Below are 20,610 nucleotides of genomic sequence, written 5' to 3'. Positions count from 1 at the left end.
CATGCCGCAAACGCCTTCCATTTACGAAATCCATGACGAACGTTTCCGACAGCTGATCGTCTCCAGCGCGCGCCTCGAAGAGCTTTATTCAGGGTGCCGCTGGGCCGAGGGACCGGTCTGGTTTTCCGATCTCAACTGCCTGATCTGGAGCGACATTCCCAACCAGCGCATGCTGCGCTGGACGCCGGATGGCGGGGTTTCGATCTTCCGCTCGCCCTCCAATTTCGTGAACGGCAATACTCGGGATCGGCAGGGTCGGCTCATTTCCTGCGAGCATGGGGGCCGCCGCGTCGTGCGCACGGAGATCGACGGGACGCTCACCGTGTTGGCCGACCTGTATCAGGACAAACGGCTGAATTCACCAAACGACGTGGTCGTGCGCTCGGATGGCAGCATCTGGTTCACCGACCCAACTTACGGCATCAAGTCGGACTACGAGGGCTATCGGTCGGAGCCCGAACAGGCGACGCGCAATGTTTACCGGCTCGATCCTGAGACGGGAGAACTGGAAGCTGTAGTGACCGATTTCGGCCAGCCGAACGGCCTCGCTTTTTCGCCCGATGAGTCGAAGCTATACATCGCGGATTCTGCTTCGAGCCATGACGTCAAGGCACCCCGCCATATCCGTGTCTTTGATGTCATCGAAGGCAAGCGGCTCAACAATAGCAGGGTCTTCTGCAGTCTCGACAATGGTCTGCCGGATGGTTTCCGGGTGGACGTCGAAGGCAATGTCTGGACGAGCGCTGGAGATGGCGTGCACTGCTTCTCACCGGAAGGCAGGCTTCTCGGCAAGATTCTGGTGCCGCAGACGGTGGCGAACCTCACCTTTGGCGGGCAGCGGAAGAACCGCTTGTTCATCACCGCCACTACCTCCCTTTACTCCGTTTACGTGGCGACCAACGGGGTAGCTCTTGGCTGAACTGCGCGGGTTCGCGATGACCTGGAGCGAGCGAAAGAGGACCGGGCTGGATATCTTACCCAGTCAGGCGATCCTTCGTCAGCCCTTCTCCGGCCGGTAGCCCAAGGCGCTGGAAGCTGTCATGCCCGCTGTTGTGAGCAGGCTCACATATTCCGACTTCCTTCCTTCATCGAAGCGAAAGAGGGGAAAGGAAATCGACATGGCGGCGATCGGCTTGCCCATGTAATTGAAGATTGGCGCCGCCATGCAGCGCACGCCCGCCTCGCTCTCTTCCACTTCTTCGGCAAAGCCTCGGTCGCGGGTGAGTCGCAACTGGGCGAACAGTTCTTCCCGATCCGTGATGGTCCGAGGCGCCAGTTTGGTGAGTTCCATCTTGCCCACCCGCTCGCGGAGCTCATCGTCGTCTCGCCAGGCAAGCAACGCCTTTCCGAGCGAGGTACTGTGCAGTGGATTGCGAAGTCCAAGCGTCGACTTCATCGAAAGACTGTAGGCGGAATCGTATTTATGGATGTAGACGACCTTCTGGTCCCGATCATCCAGAATGCCGAGGTTGATGGATTCGCCCGTGGCTCGGGAGAGCTTGCCCATTGCCTTGTCGGCCGCCCGCAACAGGTCTGCCTGTTCGTTCAAGGATCTGGCTCCGAGACTGAACAGTTTCAGTGTCAGACCATATTTCTCCGTCTCCGGATCCTGCTCCACATAACCGAGGTCTACCATCGTCTGCAGCAAGCGATGCGCGGTCGTCTTGGATGTCATCGCCCGCTGAGCGAGGTCAGCAAGACTTATCCTCTTTTCCTCGACGAGAGCCTCCACAACGGCGAAGACCTTGAGGACAGCGGCAACATTTTCCGTTTTGGAGCCAGCGTCTGACATTTTAAGTGTTCTGAATTTTTCGAAATCATATTCTGAAATTTGAGCTCGCCTATGTCAAGACGTGGTCGGGCAGGCCCATGTGCCTTTTGCAGCATCGCATCAAGCAGTAAAAACAAGGTTGAAAAGCCTTTAGGAGTATGGTTTCCTAATTTCCGGAATAGCATTCCGAAATATTGGGGAGAAAATCAGACATGCACCCGCTGCTGAGGCAGAAGCAACCCCTTATCCAGCGCGATCATGTGTGCGATCTCATCGATCGGCTGACCGACAACCTCATCCATATCGAGGATCGTACGGGCGAATTTCTCCTGCACCTCAATGACGGACGTGTCATCGATACGAAGGGCTGGGCCGGATGGGAATGGACCCACGGCATCGGCCTTTATGGCCTGTTCAAGTATTGGCAATTGACCGGTAACCAGGACGCGATGGGCATCATCACGGACTGGTTCGACGCCCGGCTGGAAGAGGGCACGCCCACCAAGAATGTCAACACCATGGCCCCCTTCCTGACACTGGCTTATCTTTACGAACTCAAACCGGCCCCGCACTGGCGGCCTTATCTGGAGACCTGGGCCGAGTGGGTGATGCATGACATGCCGCGGACCCGCGAAGGCGGCCTTCAGCACATTGTCTACAACAACGTCAACGACCAGCAGATGTGGGACGACACGCTGATGATGAGCGTTCTGCCGCTCGCCAAGATCGGCCTTATCCTTGATCGCCCGGAATTCGTCGAGGAGGCGAAATACCAGTTCCTGGTCCATGCCCAATATCTCTGCGACACGGAGACCGGCCTCTGGTTCCACGGCTGGACCTTCGACGGCAATCACAATTTCGCCCGCGCCCGCTGGGCCCGCGGCAATAGCTGGATCACAATCGCCATTCCCGAGTTCATCGAGTTGTTGGACCTGAAGGAGAGCGATCCTCTGCGTCGTTATCTCGTGTCGCTGCTTCGGCGTCAGGCAACATCCCTGCAGCAATACCAGCACGCGTCAGGCCTCTGGCATACGCTGATTGACGACCCATCGAGCTATCTGGAGGCATCGGCGACGGCCGGATTCGCATACGGCCTCATGAAAGGTGTGCGTAAGCGATATCTTACCGAGGATTATCTGGAAACCGCCGAACGCGCCATGAAAGGGGTTATCGACAACATCGGTCCCGACGGCGAATTGCAGCAGGTGTCCTTCGGCACGGCCATGGGCCACGACCTCGATTTCTACCGGCAGATCAAGCTGACTTCCATGCCTTATGGACAGGCGATGGCCATGCTCTGCCTGACCGAACTTCTGCGCAGTTACATCTAGGCGCTGCCCGAAGGAAGATTGGAGCGTTTCCGCCAGGAGGGGCCGGAACGCGAGAAGTCTCGAGTGATACCGAACATCTGGTGCGAAAGAGGCACGTCGGATTAGAGGAGGAGGATGACATGACCAAACTGAGAAGAAGAGCCCTCTTGGGCGCGATAGGCGCGGCAACCGCCGCTGCTGCATTTCCGATGCCAGTGATCGCCGCAGATCGGTCGATCCGACACTACTGGTGGGGGAATCCCGAACGTGACAAACGCACCTTTGCCGTAATCGACACCTTCCAAAAGAAGAACCCCGGAATCGAAGTTTCCGGTGAGACGATAGGCTGGGGCGATTATTGGACCAAGATGGCGACCCAGACCGCCGGCCGGAACATGGCCGATCTGGTGCAGATGGATTACCGGTTCCTGTTCGAATATGTCCATCGCGGCGCGCTCAAGCCGCTTGACGAATTCGCCGGCAAGAACCTCATGATCGCAGATTTCGATCAGGGGCCACTCGACGGCGGCAAGGTCGATGGCAAGCTCTATGCACTCAACATCGGCTCCAACAGCCAGGTCATGGTGCACAATACCCGCGCCTTCCAGGAAGCCAGTGTCGATGTCGACCTGATCAACTGGACCTGGGACGACTTTTCCAAGGCCTGCGAAGCGATCACCTCCAAGTCCGGCGGCAAGATGAAGGGCTCGGACGATCTTTCCCTGATGATCGAAGCCTTCGAAGCCTGGGTGCGCCAGAACGGCCGAGAATTCTATGGGCCGGACGGGAAGGTCACCGCGACGGCCAAGGACGTGTCCGGATGGTGGCAGTTCTGGGCCGACCTGCGCAAGGCCGACGTCGTGCGCGACAAGAACAAAACCGTCATTCTCGATCCGCCGATTGCCGAGTCGGGCGTCCCCGTCGGCGACACCGCCATGTCGCATTTCTGGTCCAACCAGCTTGTCGGAATTCAGGCGGTATCGAAGGACAAGATCGGCGCCGCGATGATCCCCCACAAGCCTGGCGGCAAGCCGGGCCAATTCATCAAGCCGTCCATGTTCCTGTCGCTCACTCGTGACGCAAAGGACACGGAAACTGCGATCGCCTATATGAACGCCTGGGTCAACGATCCGGAAATCACCAGCATTCTGGGCCTGGAGCGCGGCATCCCCTGCTCGCCGAAGGTCCGCGCCGCACTGGCGCCGAAACTCACCGAAGTCGAAAAACTGTCGGTCGATTATTTCGATGCGATCCAGAGCAAGGTCGGGCCGCTCCCCCTCCCCGCGCCCAAGGGTGCCGGCGAGGTTCGAGACGCCTTCATGCGCACCGGCACCGACGTAGTGCTCGGCAAGATGGAGGTCGCGGAAGCCGCTGGCATGTTCATCCAGGATGCACAGGATATCGTCGACCGCGCCCAGTAGTGACCGCCTGAACCGAGGCTCCGGCTGTTCCATCCGGGGCCTTCCCTTCCGACAGCAAGGTTGTCTCGATGAAGCGTTTCTTTGCCCGCAATGCGCCGGCCTATGTTTTTCTTCTGCCCTGGCTGGTCGGGTTTTTCCTACTTGCCTTGGGGCCTATCCTGGCGTCGCTTTATCTCTCGTTCACCCGCTATGACATGGTGAGCGACCCACGCTGGATAGGTTTGGGTAATTACGAATATATGTTCACGCGGGACCGGCGCTTCTGGAAGGCACTGGATGTGACCTTCACCTATGTGGTGTTGGCGGTGCCGGCGCGCCTGATCGTGGCGCTCGGCGTCGCCATGCTGCTGGACCGCGGGCTGCGCACCATCGGCCTCTATCGGGCGATCTTCTACCTGCCGTCCCTGCTCGGCGCCTCGATCGCGATCGCCATATTGTGGCGCCAGCTCTTCGCCGAGGATGGCGTCGTCAACCAGGTTCTGGCCCTCGTCGGAATTCAAGGTGCCGCCTGGATCACCGATCCCGACACCTCGCTTTACACTCTGGTGATCCTCGCCATGTGGCAGTTCGGCTCGCCGATGCTGATCTTTCTGGCCGGCCTCAGAGGCATACCGCGCGACCTCTATGAGGCAGCGGAGATAGACGGAACGCCGCGCTGGCGCCAGTTCACGCGGATCACCCTGCCCCTCCTCGCGCCGGTCATCTTCTTCAACCTGGTGCTGCAGACGATCGAAGCCTTCAAGACCTTTTCGAGTGCCTTCATCATCTCCAACGGCACCGGAGCGCCGGCCGACAGCCTGCTGTTCTACACAGTCTATCTCTTCAACGAAGCCTTCAAGTTCTTCCGCATGGGCTATGCATCTGCGCTTGCCTGGGTGCTTCTCGTCATCATCGCGATCTTTACGGCGATCGCCTTCTTCACCTCGAAATACTGGGTGCATTATGAGAACGAGCGCGATTGACATGGAGGTGTCTGTCGAGATGGAGGAAGCCGCCAAGATTGCGCATGAAATGCGCTTGCGCCGCGACAAGCGGGCGCGCAACGGACGCATCCTGAAGCACATCTTTCTGATCGGCGTTTCCTGTGTGATGCTCTATCCGCTGTTCTGGCTGCTCGCTTCTTCCTTCAAGCCGGAGAACGAGATTTTCGGGAGCCTGACGCTCTGGCCGTCGGAGTTCCGCTTCGACAACTACACCGAGGGTTGGAACGCGCTGCCGCAGTCCTTCACACTCTTCTACGTCAACTCGGCGATCGTCACTGCCCTCTCGGTGATCGGCAACCTGATCTCCTGCTCCTTCGCGGCCTATGCCTTCGCCAGGTTGAGCTTCACGGGCCGCCGTTTCCTCTTTGCGCTGATGATGATGACCTTGATGATCCCCTATCATGTGGTCCTCATTCCCCAATATGTGCAGTTCCTCCGGCTTGGCTGGGTGGATACCTATCTACCGCTGGTCGTGCCCCGCTTCCTGGCCTCGGACGCCTTCTTCATCTTCCTGATGGTGCAGTTTTTCCGTCAATTGCCCCGAGAGCTGGACGAGGCCGCGATGATCGACGGCTGTTCGCCCTTCAAGATTTACCGGGCGATTATCCTGCCGCTTTCCCTGCCCGCGATGGGCACGGCCGCTATCTTTTCACTGATCTGGGTGTGGGAGGACTTCCTCGCACCGCTGATCTACCTCAACGACATCAAGAGCTATACCGTGCCGCTGGCGCTGCGCCTCTTCCTCGATCAGGAAGGCAAGTCGGCCTACGGCCAGATGTTCGCGATGTCTGTGCTTTCACTGGTGCCGGTCGTGATCTTCTTCGTCCTGTTCCAGAAACTCATCGTTCGTGGCATCGCCACCTCCGGCATGAAATAGGAAACAAGACGCATGGCAGGATTGACGCTTCGAAACGTCGGCAAGCGCTACGGGGCGCTGTCCATCATCCAGGGTTTGAACCTCGATATTCGCGACGGCGAATTTCTTGTCCTCGTCGGCCCTTCGGGCTGCGGGAAATCCACCCTTCTTCGCATGATCGCCGGCCTGGAGGACATCAGCGAAGGAACAATCGCCATCGGCGGACGGATCGTTAACGACCTGCCCGCCTCCAAACGCGAGCTGTCGATGGTGTTTCAGAGCTATGCGCTCTACCCCCACATGAACGTCAGGAAAAACCTTGCTTTCGGCCTGCAGAATTTCAACGTTCCGCGCCAGCAAGTGGAACACCGGGTGGCCGAGGCAGCTCGCATCCTGCAGATCGAGCAGTTGATGGACCGCAAGCCGCGCCAGCTTTCCGGCGGGCAGAAGCAACGCGTGGCGATCGGCCGGGCGATCGTGCGCGAGCCGCAGCTTTTCCTCTTCGACGAACCGCTTTCCAACCTCGATGCCGAGCTGCGTGTGCAGATGCGGGCCGAACTGGCTTCCCTCTATACGCGTCTCGGAACGACAATGATTTATGTGACGCATGACCAGGTGGAGGCCATGACCATGGCAAGCCGCATCGTGGTGCTGAGGGGCGGCAAGATCGAGCAGGTCGGAACGCCACAGGAGCTCTACACCCGGCCCCAGAACCTTTTCGTTGCCGGCTTCATCGGCTCGCCCAAGATCAACATGCTGCAGGCAAAGGTGTTACATGAGGCGGGCCGGACCTTCGTCGACATTGCCGGCCTGCCCCGGTTCGCCATTCCTGCTCTTAGAGCGACGAGCGAAGCCATGACCTTGTGCGTGCGCCCTTCGTCATTGCAGGTGGGCGACGGCGATGTCACGACCGAGGGAACGATCCGGCTTGTGGAATATCTTGGTAGCGAGACGTTACTGCATGTGGCCCTGCCTTCGGGCCAGGTGCTGCTTGTCAGCGATAGCGGCCGCAATCCCTATCGCATGGGCGATCCGGTGACGATCGGCTTCGACCTCTTCGACCTCCATTATTTCGACAGCGCCGGTCAGCGCGTCGAGCCCACTCAGAACGAAAGCCTGGTCCAGTGAAGATTGCCATTGTCGGATGTGGTTCGCGGCATCAGATGTTCCGCGATTCCGTGATCGAAGATTACGCAGACAAGCACGAGATTGTCGCGCTCTGCGACAGCAATGCCCATCGATTGGGAGAAGCAGCCAAGGCAGTCCCCAAGCCGGGAACGAACGGCGTCGCGACCTATCTTGCTTCCGATTTCGACCGCCTGATTGCGGAACAGAAGCCGGATACGGTGGTCGTGGCAACGCCCGACTTCCTGCATGCCGACTATATCGTCCGCGCTTTCGAAGCCGGCTGCGATGTCATCTGTGAAAAACCGCTGACGATCGACCTCACCCGCCTGAAGCAGATTATCGATGCCCAGAGGCGGACCGGCCGGAAGGTCACAGTCACCTTCAACTACCGGTATTCTCCCGCCCGCACCCAGATCAAGGAGCTTATAGCCTCCGGCACGATCGGGACGGTGACGGTCGTCGACTTCCGCTGGCATCTCGACCGCGTTCATGGCGCCGACTACTTCCGACGCTGGCACCGGCAGAAGGAAAATTCCGGTGGGCTGCTGGTCCATAAGTCCACGCATCATTTCGACCTGCTCAATTGGTGGCTCGGCTCGGCGCCGACCGAGGTTCTGGCATCCGGCAAGCGGGTTTTTTATCGCCCGGAAATGGCGGCCGAACTGGGACTTGCAGGCCGCGGTCCGCGTTGCACAGGCTGTCCCGTGGCCGACAGATGCGATTTCGAGCTCGATCTGTCGGCGGACGAAAATCTGCGCGCGCTCTACGTCGAGGCAGAAAGCGAAGACGGCTATTTCCGCGACCGCTGCGTCTTCGACGAGGAGATCGGCATCGAGGATACGATGCAGGCGCATATTCGCTATGCGTCCGGCGTCACCGCCAACTACACCCTGACCGCCTATTCGCCTTGGGAAGGGCTGGAGATCAAATTCCAGGGAACCAAGGGCGACATCACCCATCGCCATGTCGAGGTCCACGGCGTGTTCGGCGGCAAACGCGCGCATGCGAACGAAGATGCGATCACCACCGAACTGCATCTGGCCGGCGAGCCGCCACGCCTGGTCCAGGTTCCAATGGCGAAGGGCGACCACGGCGGTGCCGATCCGGTCATGCTCGGATATATCTTCGATCCGGAAAGCATGGAGCCGGACCGCTATGGCCGCGCTTCCGACCATGTCGCCGGCGCATGGTCCATTCTCACCGGCATCGCCGCCAACGCCTCCATCGAGACCGGCTCGCTCGTCAACATCCAGTCGATGCTGCGGGCCCGCGGCATCCACCTCAAAGGATAGTCCCATGGCCTTCGACCTCCGCATCGGCGTCATCGATATAGACCATGGGCACATCTACGGCATGATCGAAGGCATGCGGGAGGCCAATGCCACGCTCGTTGCATGGACAACGGGCGATGAGACCCCTAATGAGGCACGCAAGACCTTCCGGGACACCTATCCGGATGTACCGCTTCGATCGACGCAGGCCATTCTGGAAGAGGCGAGTATCGATCTCATTCTCTCCGCGGGCATCAACAGCGAACGCGCCGGGGTTGCGATTTCCGCCATGTTGCACGGTAAGGATGTGCTGGTCGATAAACCCGGCTGCACGAGCCTGAAGCAGCTTGCGGATATCCGCACGACTGTGGCGGAGACCGGACGTCGTTGGCTTGTCTCTTTCTCCGAGCGTGTGTCCGTTGAAAGCGCCACTTTGGCGGACCGCCTGATTGCCGAAGGCCGGATCGGAACGGTGGTCCAGACGGTGGGGCTCGGGCCGCACCGTCTCAATGCCCATCTCCGGCCGGGCTGGTTCTGGGACCGGACGCGATGCGGCGGCATCCTGACCGATATCTGCGCCCATCAATTCGACCAGTTCCTGCATTTCACCGGGTCCACCGAAGCTCGGGTGATCTCGGCTCACGTTGCCAATGTTGCGAATCCGGATCGGCCGGATTTCCAGGACTTTGGCGAAGCGCTGCTGGAAGGCAGTGGGGGCCGTGGTTATGCACGGGTGGATTGGCTGACGCCACATGGCCTTCCCGTCTGGGGAGACGGGCGAATGACAATTCTCGGGACCGACGGCTATATCGAACTGCGCAAGTATATCGACATTGCGGGCCAACCCGGTGGGGATCACGTCTTTCTCGCCGACAAATCCGGCGTCCAGCGGTTCGATGCCAAAGGCGCGGGCAAGCCTTTCTTCGGAAGACTTGCCGCCGATGTGAAAAACCGAACCGAGACCGCCATGTCTCAATCCCATGCGTTCCTTGCGACCGAACTTGCGCTGCAGGCACAGTTTTTGGCGGAAGGCGGCGCAACTCGATGAGCGATCGCATCCGCGTGGCAGTCGTCGGGGCAGGCATCGGCAAAGCCCACGTGGCCGCTTATGCGACGCTGCCGGAATTATTTGCGGTGCGCTATGTCTGCGATCTCAACCTAGCCCGCGCGGAAGAGGCGGCCGGGCAAGCACCTGGCAGCCGGGCCATAGGAGACATAAACCAGGTTCTCTCAGATCCCGAAGTGGATCTCGTCGACATCTGCCTGCCACCCCAACTGCATGCCACAATGACTATGGTCGCGCTGGAGGCCGGGAAGCACGTGGTCTGCGAAAAACCGTTGGCGGGCTCGATCGCCGACGTTCGGCGCATTGCTGACCTCGCGGCGAAGATGCGCAGACAGGTCTTCCCGGTATTTCAGTATCGCTATGGAGCCGGCTATCGTGCAGCGCACGAGTTGAAGATACGCGGCTTGTTGGGAAAGCCCTATTTGGTGGCCTTGGAGACCCATTGGCAGCGTGGCCCCACCTATTATGAGGAGCGGTGGCGAGGCACCTGGAAGGGAGAGCTCGGTGGAGTCCTCGTCAGCCACGCTTGCCATATCCATAATCTTATGACCCACCTTGTCGGCGATGTCACCGAAATAGCAGCCTTTCTGGACACGCGCGTCAATCCCGTGGAGACCGAAGATTGCGCCGCCCTTTCCATGCGCACCAGCGAGGGAGCCCTGGTCACCTCCTCGGTCACATTAGGTGCCGCGGGAAACAGCTCACGACTTCGGATGTGCTTCGAGCATGTTACTGTAACCTCGGGCACGGAACCTTACCAGATCGGCGCGGGTCCCTGGATTTTCACGTCAACCGATCCGTCACGACAGGCCGAGATCGATGCGGCCGTCTCCGATATTCCGGGGATGCTTTCGAGATTCCCCGGCCTGTTTGCCGACATCCACGCCTGCCTCACGGGCCAGCCCGACCTCTATCTGCCGACGCTTCAGGAGAGCTATCACTCGATTGAGCTCATTACCGCGATCTACGCCTCGGCTCGCCAAAATCAAATCGTGCGGCTGCCCCTTGGCTTGGATCATCCCTTGGCGGCGGGATGGATGCCGCAATAAAAGCAGGCACTCAAGCTTCAATCGCAGGCCGATTTGCGGCTCATAGGTATCCGCGGCAGTGGCGCCGGATCACGCGTGGCAAAAAACCGCGGAAAGCACTCTTTACAACTAGAAAACATAGTTGCTAAGTTATCTCCCAGGTTAGACGGCATCACCCCTGGATCGGTGCTGTTCATCCACCCCTGTCTTTCCCAGCCGCGCTTCCAATCAAGGACATTTACCGATGACCCAAGCCTATACGCCCTTTGCCGATGACAGTTACGCCGGGCGAACCATACTGATCACCGGCGCCGCGAGCGGCATGGGGCTGGAAACTGCCCGCGCTTTTGCCGCCAAGGGAGCAGAAGTGGTGATGGCCGATCGCGACGAGGCGGGGCTCGAGCGCTATGGTTCGGAGTTGCGAAAAGGCGGAGCCAGGATTCATACCGTGAAGGTGGATGTCAGCAATCCCGAGAGCATTGCTGAGGCTTTCGCCTATTGCGATGCTCATCTCGGGCGACTGGACAATATCGTCACCTGCGCCGCAATCATCACCGCCAAGCGCCTCTTCGAACAGGACTGGGGCCATTGGCAGCGCGTGCTGAACGTCAATCTGCTTGGGACCTTCTTTACGGTGCAGGCCGGCGTGAAGCGCATGCTCGAAAATCCTGCGGGCGGCAACATCGTCTGCGTGGCCTCGGATGCCGGCGTTCACGGAGGCGGGGGACTGATCGCCGACACCGCCTATGCAGCATCGAAGGCTGCGACACTGTCGCTGGTCAAGTCCGTAGCGCGTGAACTTGCCGGCAAGAAGGTCAGGATCAATGCCCTCAACCCCGGACCAACCGATTCCCCCATGCATGCTCATATCGATCCTTCGCTGAAGGAGCGCATCGCTGCAAATCTGCCCATGCGGCGGATGGGCAGGCCGGAAGATATGGCCGCCGCCATCCTGTTCCTCTGCTCGGATGCGTCCAGCTTCGTCTACGGCGCGGCGCTCGACGTCGACGGCGGCTCGATGTTTCGCTGATACCGGAGGGCAATGGGATGGAGGAGATTGAGCAGCGCTACGCCTATTCGGCCGATATTCCCGAATTCGATGACGTCGACGTGCTCGTCATCGGAGGCGGACCTTCGGGAATATCGGCCGCCGTGGCGGCGGCACGCCTCAATGTGCGAGTTCGCCTGATCGAACGCTACGGCTTTCTCGGAGGAAACCTGACAGCGGGTCTCGTCGGCCCTTGCATGACATCCTATTCGCTCGACGGGAGCCAGCAACTCATCCGCGGCGTATACGAGGAATTCGTGCAGCGCATGATGGCGATTGGGGGTGCCCTGCATCCGAGCACCATTCCGGCCGGATCCGCCTACAGCGGCTTCATCGTCTACGGCCATGACAAGGTCACGCCCTTCGAGCCGGAGGCAGCAAAGGTGGTGGCTCAGCGTATGTGCCTGGAAGCCGGTGTCGATCTACTGCTGCATACGATGGTCGTTGATGCCATTGTCGACGACTACGAGGCGATCAACCCGCGGATATTGGGTGTCGTCTGCGCGGGCAAAGGCGGCCTGAGGGCCGCCCGCGCGAAGGTCGTGGTGGATTGCTCCGCCGATGGCGATGTCGCCCATTTCGCAGGCGTGCATACGCGACAGGGGCGAGACAGCGACGGCCTTGCCCAGCCGCAGACCCTGTTCTTCCGCGTCCAGAACGTCAACGATCAGGTGGTTGAGGAATACGTCCGGTCTCACCCGGAGGACTACCGGCCTTATGCCTCGATTGTCGCGAAGGCGACCGCGGAAGGCCGCTTCCCGGCCCCACGGCGTGGCATCGGGCTCTACAAGACCATGGAGCCCGGCGTCTGGCGCATCAATACCGGCCGTGTGCTCCGCCGTAACGGTACTGATGCAAAGGAGCTGACCCTGGCGGAGCTCGAAGGCCGCGAGCAGACCTTGGCATTGCTCGACTTCTTCCGCAACAATCTCCCCGGTTTCGAAAAGGTCGAACTCAGGGATACCGCAACGCAGATCGGCGTTCGAGAGACGCGCCGCATCGATGGCGACTATGAATTGACCCTGGACGACCTCCGTTCGGGCCGCTCGTTCGAAGATGTGATTGCCCTTTGCGGCTATCCCCTCGACATTCACGATCCGACAGGATCGGGCGGCGGAACGGGTGGCGATGCACCGGCCACAGCCAATATCTACCGGATACCCTACCGTGTAATGCTGCCGCGCTATCACGATGGCCTTCTCGTATCAGGCCGGGCAGTTTCAGCCACCCATGAGGCACTGAGCGCCATCCGCGTCATGCCGCCCTGTTTCGCACTCGGACAGGCCGCCGGGATTGCTGCCGCGCTCTCGGTGGGCAACCGGGCGAGCCCGCGGCATGTCGATTACGAAGACCTGCGACGCGAGCTTCTGGCCCAGGGCGCCTATCTCGGCTGAGGGGGACGATAAGGGGGCAGAGATCTCTCTGCCCCCTTATCGTTTCAGGCTTTTAGATGCAGCGTAACCAGCACGGTACATTCTGCGCCATCCTCGAAACGAGTGGCGACGCGCAACCAGTTTCCGAAGCCTTTGAGGCGGGCGACAGCGATGCCGTCGCGCTGCAAAGGCATGGCGAATTCCGTTCCCTCCGGCACCCAATGCATGCCATCGGGGGAAATCTCGACCCAGCCCTTGGGCATCTTTCCGACCGGATCCTTAAGGGCGCGGACAAAGAAGACGGCTTCATGCGCCCAGCCGGCTTCATGGGGCTCGCTCGCGGCATCGCCGCTCCAGCGCTCGTTGCGGGAAACGACGGCGGTGATATTTTCGGGCAGCATCAGAAATCCCCCGAAATGCAAATAGAATCCACATACAGGAAGGCGCGTTTGGCGACATCTGTCTCGGCGAACAGGCAGAAATTCAGCATGCACCACAGGTTCTTCATGGCCGGAATGCGGATCGAATCGAAGTTCGAGAGATCGAAGCTGCGGTCGTTGCACTGAAGACCGAGCGCCTTCATCGAGACGAGATCGAAGTCGAAGCGCAGGTAGCTCCAGTTCACTTTGGTCGGAATTTCGTTGTAGCAGAGTCGTTGCTCGCCATCCGGCAGATCGAGCCATCCCCCGGGGGCAAGGTGATAGTGGCTGACTGTCTTGTCCTCGCTACCGATCGGCATGAGGTGCGTGGTCTCGCGCTTGTATTGCCATTTCTGCAAATGCTTGCCGTCGAGCGCGTTCAGAAAACGCAGATGAGGCATGACACGTTCACCATCGCCGTCACGGTCGCCGCATTGAAGGTCGAACAGCAAACCGACCGAGCGCACATCGGTCTCGGAGAGTTTCAGCTCTGTCGCTTCAGGTTTGAAGGTGAAGAAGAGCTCGAAGCGGATCGGCCCACGCCTGCGAAACGTGTGGCGTTTGATCGCGACGTTCTGCGCGCCAGGCCGGGCCCTCGTGGCAATTTTCAACGCATAGGAGGAATCCATGCCGCCATGGGAGCCGGCATCCCAATGCCCCAGAGTCGAGAGCATGGCGCTGGAATGCTGGGCATAGCCCGGCAGCATGGAATCGAGACTGTCCTCATAATTGCCGACAAGCTGCGACCAGCCGCAATGGCCGCGCGAAAAGTCGTCGAAGGAGAGGATGCGCGGCAGCGGGTCGAACCGGCTCAGCGCGGGATCGGCCCGGAGCATGGCCAGGCGCATTGCCTCGGTCATTTTGGCCATGGGGAAGTGAAAGGGTGTCGTCATCGTGTCATGGCCTCACTGCACGCGGAGCCGCTTTACGGCGCCCCAATTGATTTCAATGCCGAGGCCGGGGCCATTCGGAACATCAAGCGTGCCATTTTTCTGCCGCAGGCAACCCGGGTGGAGATCAGCGAGCTCGCGCTTGAAGGGACTCAGGTCGCATTCGCATTCCATGACCCGAAAATTCGGAAGTGCGGCCGCCAGATGAACGCTTGCCGTTTCGCAGATAATGCCGGACATGCCGATGTGCGGAGCATAAGCGACATCATGCAGGCCGGCATAATCGGCCATGCGCCGCGTCTCGGATATGCCGCCGGCGCGGGCGACATCCGGCTGGAGGACGGAAAGGGTGCGGCTGGCGACGAGCCGCTGTGCCTGATCGGCGGTGAAGTTGCTTTCGCCGGCAGCGATCGGCACATCGCAACGCTTGCGCAATTCTTCGTAGCCCTGTTCGTTTTCCGGCGCCAGGGGTTCCTCGAACCAGAAATAGCCATTGGCAGCCAGCGCCCGCCCGACCTCGATCGCCTCATCGAGATTGTAGGCCCAGTTCGCATCGACGCAGAGGCCGATATCGTCGCCGGCGCGCTTGCGCAAACGCTCGATACGCCGGCAGGCTCCCTTCACCGGCTTCGCTATCTTCACCTTGATACGCGGAAACCCTTCGTTGATATAGCGCTCCAATTCCCTGTCGGCCTCGGCGTCGTCTACCCAGTTCACGGCGGCGGCATAGACATCGATTCGCTCGCGCCCCATGCCGCCGAGCAGTTTGGCGACCGGAAGGCCCGCCGCCTTTCCGAGAATGTCCCAAAGCGCGATATCGATTCCCGCGATCGCTTCGATCAGCATGCCGCCGGCGCGGCCGGAGAGCGAGCGGCGCATGGATTGCCACAATGCACCGATGTTGCGTGCATCCTGCCCGACAAGGCGAGGCTTGAGCGAGGTTTCTATCAGTTCCGCATAAGCCTTGGGTGAGAACCGCGCGAGCGTCTCGCCGACGCCGATGATACCGGCATCGGTTCGCAGCTCGACCAGCACGATCGAAACCTGACTGTAGGTGCCCCAGGACGTTACCGTCGGCTTCGGCAGCGTCTGACTCAGGGGGTGGGCGATCACATCCGTTATGCGGATCGCCTCCTTGGCTGCAGGATGCGTGGGCTCCATCGGCTTTATTGTCCTCCACAATTCAGTCGCCGCTTTCGGGCGGTTTTGCTAGTTTTAGCGATCAGCTATCATCTTGGCAACTGATAAACCTAGTTGCTAAGTTACAAACTGTTGTGCTATTGTTAAAAATATGAGGAAACAGATGACCGCCAATCCGGAACGGAAACCCGTATTCACATCCAAGCCAGCCAGCCCGTCACGGCTGGCGGACGGGGTGTCCGACGCGATCGCAGCCGCCCTGTTCGATGGTCGCATTTCGCCCGGCGAACCTCTGCCGCCGGAAGGTGAAATCGCCAGGGAATTCGGCGTCTCCAAGCCAATTGCGCGCGAGGCGCTGCGCCAGTTGACGGCCGCCGGGCTGATTTTCACCCAGCAGGGCAAGGTGGCGCGCGCCAAAGCCCTCAGCGGCGAGCCGATGGATCGCATCTATGGCTATGCGGTACGTTCCAGCCTGAAGCGTCTGCAGGAAGCCAACGAGATGCGCCGGGTGATCGAGGCGGGCATCGCCCGGCTCGCCGCTGAGCGGCGTGATCCGGAAGGCCTTGAAGCCATGCGACAGGGGCTGATCGACATGCGGGCATCGCTGCATGAACCTGCCGGCTTCACTGCGGCCGATATTCTTTTCCACCTCGGCCTTGCCATGGCCACAGGCAACGCCATGATCCGCGTGCAGATGGAAGGCATGCGCTCCGTGCAACGCGAGGTTTCCGAACTGTTTTCGCGCCGGGCCAACCGCAGCGATGCCGATTGGCGCGCCACGATCGCCCGCCACCAGGCGATCTATGACGCGATTGCCGCCGGCGATGCCGATCTGGCCGAGCAGAGCATACGGGTTCATTTCGACGCTGCCGACATCGCATCACTGGAAGTTGCCGACAAGTTAGGCGGCGGTGCGTCATGACATCGCCGCGTTTCTCGCTGAAGGGCAGGCGCGCGCTGGTGACCGGCGCAAGTTCCGGCATTGGCCGGGCTGTGGCACTCGGACTCTTCGAGCAGGGCGCCGACGTCATCCTTCACCATTTCGGCAACGAAACGGGTGCAAGAGAAGTAGCTCGCGTGATCGGCGATGACACCCCGGTGCTTGAGGCAGACTTTACCGATCAGCGGGCCATAGCGACATTTGCAGATAATGTGGTCAACCAGTACGGCCCGATCGACATTCTGATCGCCAATGCCGCCATCGAACGCCGCTTGCCCTGGCAGGAGGTGGATGACGCCCATATTGATGCCCATGTCGCGGCCAACTTTTCGGCGCTGCTGACCCTCACGGGCAAGCTTGTTCCGCCAATGGCGAAACGCGGCTGGGGCCGGGTGATTGCGACCGGCAGCATCATGGCGACGCGGCCCCGGGCCGAAACCGTGGTCTACGCATCGCTCAAGGCGGCACAATTGACGGCGGTGCGCGCCATTGCTCGTGACGTCGGGCATCGCGGCGTTACACTCAATGTCGTTTCGCCAGGCGCCATCCAAATCGAGGCCAACGCCGAACGCTACAGTGATCCGGAATTCCTCAAGGCGGTTACGGCCAAAATCCCCTTGGGCCGACAGGGCCAGCCGGAGGATCTGGTCGGAGCTTTCGTTTTTCTCTGCAGTGATGCTGCAAGCTACATCACGGGCGCGAACATTCCGGTCGACGGAGGATGGTCGGTCGGCGATGCGCCCGGCACTCTTCCCGGAGCGTCCGGATGATCGGCGCGCGCGGGATTTGAAGACAATCGCGGCGGATCTATTCGCCGCAAGGGTGGCCTGTTCAAACAGGCCGCAGCGAACTGCCCGCAATCGGAGGGAATGCCAAGGCATTCACTCGATGAGGGTTGATTTCCAGCGACCAAAGGGGAGGAAACCATGAGGGCCGCACTAGCAGGTATAGCAGCATCCGCTCTGACATTATGCGCAATGACGTCCACCGCCGTCGCGACGGATCTCCGCATGACGGTATGGACCGGCAGCGAGGTGCATCTCAAAATGCTCAACGGCATCGCCGAAGGCTTCAAGGCCAAGCATCCCGATGTCAACGTGAAATTCGAGACGGTGCCGGTCAACGACTACACCCAGAAGCTGACCTTCCAGGTTGCCGGCGGAAATCCGCCCGACATTGCCTGGATGATGGAGGATGCGGCGCCGGCCTTCGAGAACGCCAACCTCTTGATGGATCTCGGTCCGACGCTCAAAGCCACCGAAGGCTATGATTTCGCCGACTTCTCTCAGCCGGCAATGGGCCTCTGGCAGAAGGACGAAACGGTATACGGCATTCCCTTCTCCACCTCGCCCTTCATGATCTATTACAACAAGGACATGTTCGACAAAGCCGGCCTCGAAGATCCGCTGGCGCTCGCTGCAAAAGGCGAGTGGAACATGGACAGGTTCCAGGAGGTCGCCAAAAAGCTGACCGCGGCCAATCCCGGCAAATGGGGTTTCGAGTTCAAGGACGGCGAAGGTTATGCGTCACGCATGACCCATGCCTTGTTGCCCCCGATCAGGGCCTATGGTGGCGACATCTGGTCGAACCATGAATGCGGCTTCGACAAGCCCGAGGCAATCAAAGCGGTTAAGCAGTTGCATGACATGGTCTTCAAGGACAAGTCGATCGTGCCGCCCGGCGAACAGGGTGACTATTTCTCCGGCAATTCGGCAATGACGGTGAACCAGATCTCGCGCGCATCGAAGATGGCGGAAGCCGGCTTCAAGTGGGGCATCGCACCGCTGCCGTCCGGACCCGGTGGTGAATCGCCCGTGATCGGCCAGGCCGGTCTTGTCGTCTTCGCGCAAGGCAAGAACAAGGACATTGCTGCCGAATTCATCGCCCATATGACCAGCAAGGAGAATGTCGCCATCATGGCGCAGTTCTTCCCGCCGGCACGCAAGAGCGTGCTTGAAAGCGACGCCTTCATTAACGGCAACAAGCTCATTCCGCCGGAAATGATGAAGAATGTCGCGGCGGCAATCGCCAATGGCCGGGTGCATCCTGCTCATGAAAAGTCGCCGCAGATTCTCGCCGCCATGGCGCCCCGCGTCGATGCCCTGTGGAAGGCGAATGCCGATGTCGACGCAGCCATCAAGGGAATCTGCTCGGCGATCCAGCCGCTGCTCTGACACGACCGAAGATGACCGATATCATTCACAACCTCAAGACGACGCGCACTAGCCAGAAGCCCTGGCTGACGTTGAAAGCAAGGGAGATGATGGAGGCGTGGCTGTTTGTCAGCCCGTCCTTCATCGGCTTTCTTATCTTCTTCCTCGGCCCTTTGTGCGCTGTTGTCTATTACTCGCTGACCGAATGGAACCTGCTGACCCAGCAGGCGACATTCGTCGGCCTGCGCAACTTCGAGAATGCGTTGCTGGAGAACCCTGATTTCTGGCATGTCGTACGCAATTCGGTCATCTTCGCACTCGGCCTCGTGCCCCTCAACATGGCGCTGGCCCTGACGCTTGCGCTTGCGCTCTCGCGCCCCTTCTTCGGGGTCGTATTCTTCCGCACGGTGTTTTTCGCACCGGTGATTACTTCGGCGATCGCCTGGGCGATCGTGTGGAAATTCCTGCTGCAGGGTGAAGGCGGCTTCATCAATCAGGTGCTGGCTCTGGTGGGCATCACCGGACCCAACTGGCTGCGTGAGCCCGGTTGGGCGATGGCAGCAGTGATCATCACCCGCGTCATCAAAATGGTTGGCCTCAACATGATCCTCTACATTGCGGCGTTGCAGGCCATTCCGCGGGATTATGAGGAGGCCGCGCGTCTTGAAGGTGCCTCACGCTGGCAGATCTTCAGCATGATCACCTGGCCGCTTCTCGCGCCGACGACACTTGTGATCATGGTCATCACCACCATCGGCTCGTTCAAGGTGTTCGACCACATCTATCAGATGACGGGTGGTGGCCCGGAAAACGGCACACTGGTGCTCGCCTTCTACATCTACCAGCAGGGTTTCAAGTTCTTCAACGTCGGTTATGCCTCGACGCTTGCCATGATCATGTTCGTCATCGTCATGGCGCTGACCATCGTGCAGGTGATGCTGAGACGAAAGGGCATGGAATGACACAGCGCCAGATCCAGATCCTTTATCGCGCCTGCTGGACGATAGCCTTGCTGATTGCCGCAATCCCTTTCGTCTTTCCATTTATCTGGATGGTCTCGGCGGGCTTCAAAAGCGTGACTGAGATTTTCGGCGCGCCCACGCTTATTCCGCGTGTCTGGCGCTGGCAGAATTTCATCGAGGTCTTCACCTATCAGCCCTTTGCGCGGCAGTATTTCAATTCGCTCTACATCGCGATCCTGGTGACGGTGCTCACCCTCGTCATCGCCTCGCTCGCAGGCTACGCGCTGGCGCGCATGCGCTTTGCGGGTGCCGGGTTGCTGATGCTGTTCCTCATCTCCGCGCTGATGGTGCCGGAAGAGGTGACGATCATCCCGAACTTCTTCCTGATGCGCTGGGCAGGTCTAATGGACACGCACTGGCCGCTGATCCTATTGCCGACCTTCGGCCCCCATGGCGTGATGGCGACGTTCCTCATGCGACAGTATTTCCTCGCGCTACCGAAGGAACTGGAGGAAGCCGGCAAGATGGACGGCCTTTCCCGCTTCGGCGTCTGGTGGCAGATCGCACTGCCGATGTCGCGCCCGGCGCTGGCGGCCGTTGCGATCATCACCTTCCTCTTCTCCTGGAACCTGTTCCTGGAGCCGTTGATTTTCGTGAGTTCGCTGGAGATGTTCACACTGCCGCTCGCGCTCTCCAATTTCAACGACAGCTACGGTTTACCCCTTTGGAACCTGCAACTCGCCGCAACCAGTCTCGCAGTGGTGCCGATCCTGATCGTCTATCTGATCGCGCAACGACAAATCATCGAGAGTTTCGCGCTTTCCGGCGTGAAGGGATGAGAAAGCTATTCC

20 protein-coding genes are annotated in these 20,610 nt (G+C 59.9%); 16 read left to right on the top strand and 4 right to left on the bottom strand.

The genetic code is table 11. The features are described from left to right. The first annotated feature begins 1 nt into the window (after position 1). A complete protein-coding gene (locus J2046_RS16970; protein WP_411828510.1) occupies positions 2-919 on the top strand; it encodes an SMP-30/gluconolactonase/LRE family protein in 918 nt (305 codons plus the stop codon). 78 nt (positions 920-997) lie between these two features. Here the strand turns inward: J2046_RS16970 and kdgR are convergent, their stop codons facing one another. Beyond that, positions 998-1,792, bottom strand: coding sequence for a DNA-binding transcriptional regulator KdgR (gene kdgR / locus J2046_RS16965; RefSeq protein ID WP_210053760.1), 795 nt, complete (start codon positions 1,790-1,792; stop codon positions 998-1,000). A 191-nt stretch (positions 1,793-1,983) separates the two neighbouring features. On the opposite strand from kdgR, the gene bglB reads away from it, so the two are divergent. From bglB to J2046_RS16915, 10 genes are all read left to right on the top strand, one after another. Beyond that, entirely contained in the window at positions 1,984-3,102 is a 1,119-nt protein-coding gene (gene bglB / locus J2046_RS16960) for a beta-galactosidase BglB (protein WP_210053757.1), read from the top strand. Between the two features lie 119 nt (positions 3,103-3,221). Then, positions 3,222-4,502 carry an ABC transporter substrate-binding protein gene (locus J2046_RS16955; protein WP_210053756.1) on the top strand — a complete coding sequence of 427 codons (1,281 nt, stop codon included), beginning with the start codon at positions 3,222-3,224 and terminating at the stop codon, positions 4,500-4,502. A 68-nt stretch (positions 4,503-4,570) separates the two neighbouring features. Then, positions 4,571-5,464, top strand: coding sequence for a carbohydrate ABC transporter permease (locus J2046_RS16950; protein ID WP_210053754.1), 894 nt, complete (start codon positions 4,571-4,573; stop codon positions 5,462-5,464). 19 nt (positions 5,465-5,483) lie between these two features. Further along, positions 5,484-6,362: a carbohydrate ABC transporter permease gene (locus J2046_RS16945; RefSeq protein WP_411828513.1), complete on the top strand. Its 879-nt coding sequence runs from the start codon at positions 5,484-5,486 to the stop codon at positions 6,360-6,362. Between the two features lie 12 nt (positions 6,363-6,374). Next, complete coding sequence (locus J2046_RS16940) at positions 6,375-7,469, top strand: ABC transporter ATP-binding protein (RefSeq protein ID WP_210053750.1); 1,095 nt, start codon at positions 6,375-6,377, stop codon at positions 7,467-7,469. Positions 7,470-7,504: 35 nt separating this feature from the next. After that, positions 7,505-8,761 carry a Gfo/Idh/MocA family protein gene (locus J2046_RS16935; protein WP_233469850.1) on the top strand — a complete coding sequence of 419 codons (1,257 nt, stop codon included), beginning with the start codon at positions 7,505-7,507 and terminating at the stop codon, positions 8,759-8,761. 4 nt (positions 8,762-8,765) lie between these two features. After that, a complete protein-coding gene (locus J2046_RS16930) occupies positions 8,766-9,788 on the top strand; it encodes a Gfo/Idh/MocA family protein (RefSeq protein WP_210053746.1) in 1,023 nt (340 codons plus the stop codon). After that, complete coding sequence (locus J2046_RS16925) at positions 9,785-10,855, top strand: Gfo/Idh/MocA family protein (RefSeq protein WP_210053744.1); 1,071 nt, start codon at positions 9,785-9,787, stop codon at positions 10,853-10,855. Before J2046_RS16930 ends, J2046_RS16925 begins: the two co-directional genes overlap by 4 nt. Positions 10,856-11,078: 223 nt before the next feature. Then, complete coding sequence (locus J2046_RS16920; RefSeq protein ID WP_210053742.1) at positions 11,079-11,864, top strand: SDR family NAD(P)-dependent oxidoreductase; 786 nt, start codon at positions 11,079-11,081, stop codon at positions 11,862-11,864. Between the two features lie 17 nt (positions 11,865-11,881). After that, positions 11,882-13,276 carry an FAD-dependent oxidoreductase gene (locus J2046_RS16915; RefSeq protein WP_210053741.1) on the top strand — a complete coding sequence of 465 codons (1,395 nt, stop codon included), beginning with the start codon at positions 11,882-11,884 and terminating at the stop codon, positions 13,274-13,276. Between the two features lie 44 nt (positions 13,277-13,320). Here the strand turns inward: J2046_RS16915 and J2046_RS16910 are convergent, their stop codons facing one another. The 3 genes from J2046_RS16910 to J2046_RS16900 are packed head-to-tail and all read right to left on the bottom strand — an operon-like array spanning position 13,321 to position 15,725. Continuing rightward, a complete protein-coding gene (locus J2046_RS16910; RefSeq protein WP_210053739.1) occupies positions 13,321-13,656 on the bottom strand; it encodes a hypothetical protein in 336 nt (111 codons plus the stop codon). Further along, positions 13,656-14,522 carry a DUF6772 family protein gene (locus J2046_RS16905; RefSeq protein WP_210053987.1) on the bottom strand — a complete coding sequence of 289 codons (867 nt, stop codon included), beginning with the start codon at positions 14,520-14,522 and terminating at the stop codon, positions 13,656-13,658. Before J2046_RS16905 ends, J2046_RS16910 begins: the two co-directional genes overlap by 1 nt. Before the next feature lie 57 nt (positions 14,523-14,579). Next, positions 14,580-15,725, bottom strand: coding sequence for a mandelate racemase/muconate lactonizing enzyme family protein (locus tag J2046_RS16900; RefSeq protein ID WP_210053737.1), 1,146 nt, complete (start codon positions 15,723-15,725; stop codon positions 14,580-14,582). A 142-nt stretch (positions 15,726-15,867) separates the two neighbouring features. Between J2046_RS16900 and J2046_RS16895 the strand changes: the two genes are divergently transcribed. The 5 genes from J2046_RS16895 to J2046_RS16875 all read left to right on the top strand — a co-directional run bounded on the left by J2046_RS16895 (position 15,868) and on the right by J2046_RS16875 (position 20,598). Continuing rightward, positions 15,868-16,626 (top strand): FadR/GntR family transcriptional regulator, encoded by a 759-nt coding sequence (locus tag J2046_RS16895; RefSeq protein WP_210053736.1) that lies wholly within the window; start codon positions 15,868-15,870, stop codon positions 16,624-16,626. Beyond that, positions 16,623-17,414 (top strand): SDR family NAD(P)-dependent oxidoreductase, encoded by a 792-nt coding sequence (locus J2046_RS16890; protein ID WP_210053734.1) that lies wholly within the window; start codon positions 16,623-16,625, stop codon positions 17,412-17,414. Before J2046_RS16895 ends, J2046_RS16890 begins: the two co-directional genes overlap by 4 nt. Positions 17,415-17,570: 156 nt before the next feature. After that, positions 17,571-18,818, top strand: coding sequence for an ABC transporter substrate-binding protein (locus J2046_RS16885; RefSeq protein ID WP_210053732.1), 1,248 nt, complete (start codon positions 17,571-17,573; stop codon positions 18,816-18,818). Between the two features lie 11 nt (positions 18,819-18,829). Then, positions 18,830-19,759 (top strand): carbohydrate ABC transporter permease, encoded by a 930-nt coding sequence (locus tag J2046_RS16880; RefSeq protein ID WP_210053730.1) that lies wholly within the window; start codon positions 18,830-18,832, stop codon positions 19,757-19,759. Then, on the top strand, positions 19,756-20,598 hold the full coding sequence (locus tag J2046_RS16875) for a carbohydrate ABC transporter permease (RefSeq protein WP_210053728.1): 843 nt from the start codon (positions 19,756-19,758) through the stop codon (positions 20,596-20,598). Before J2046_RS16880 ends, J2046_RS16875 begins: the two co-directional genes overlap by 4 nt. The last annotated feature ends 12 nt before the right edge of the window (positions 20,599-20,610 follow it).

It is taken from the genome of Neorhizobium petrolearium, assembly GCF_017873175.1.
Classification (GTDB): domain Bacteria; phylum Pseudomonadota; class Alphaproteobacteria; order Rhizobiales; family Rhizobiaceae; genus Neorhizobium; species Neorhizobium petrolearium.
This window is presented reverse-complemented; position numbering and strand designations above follow the sequence as displayed.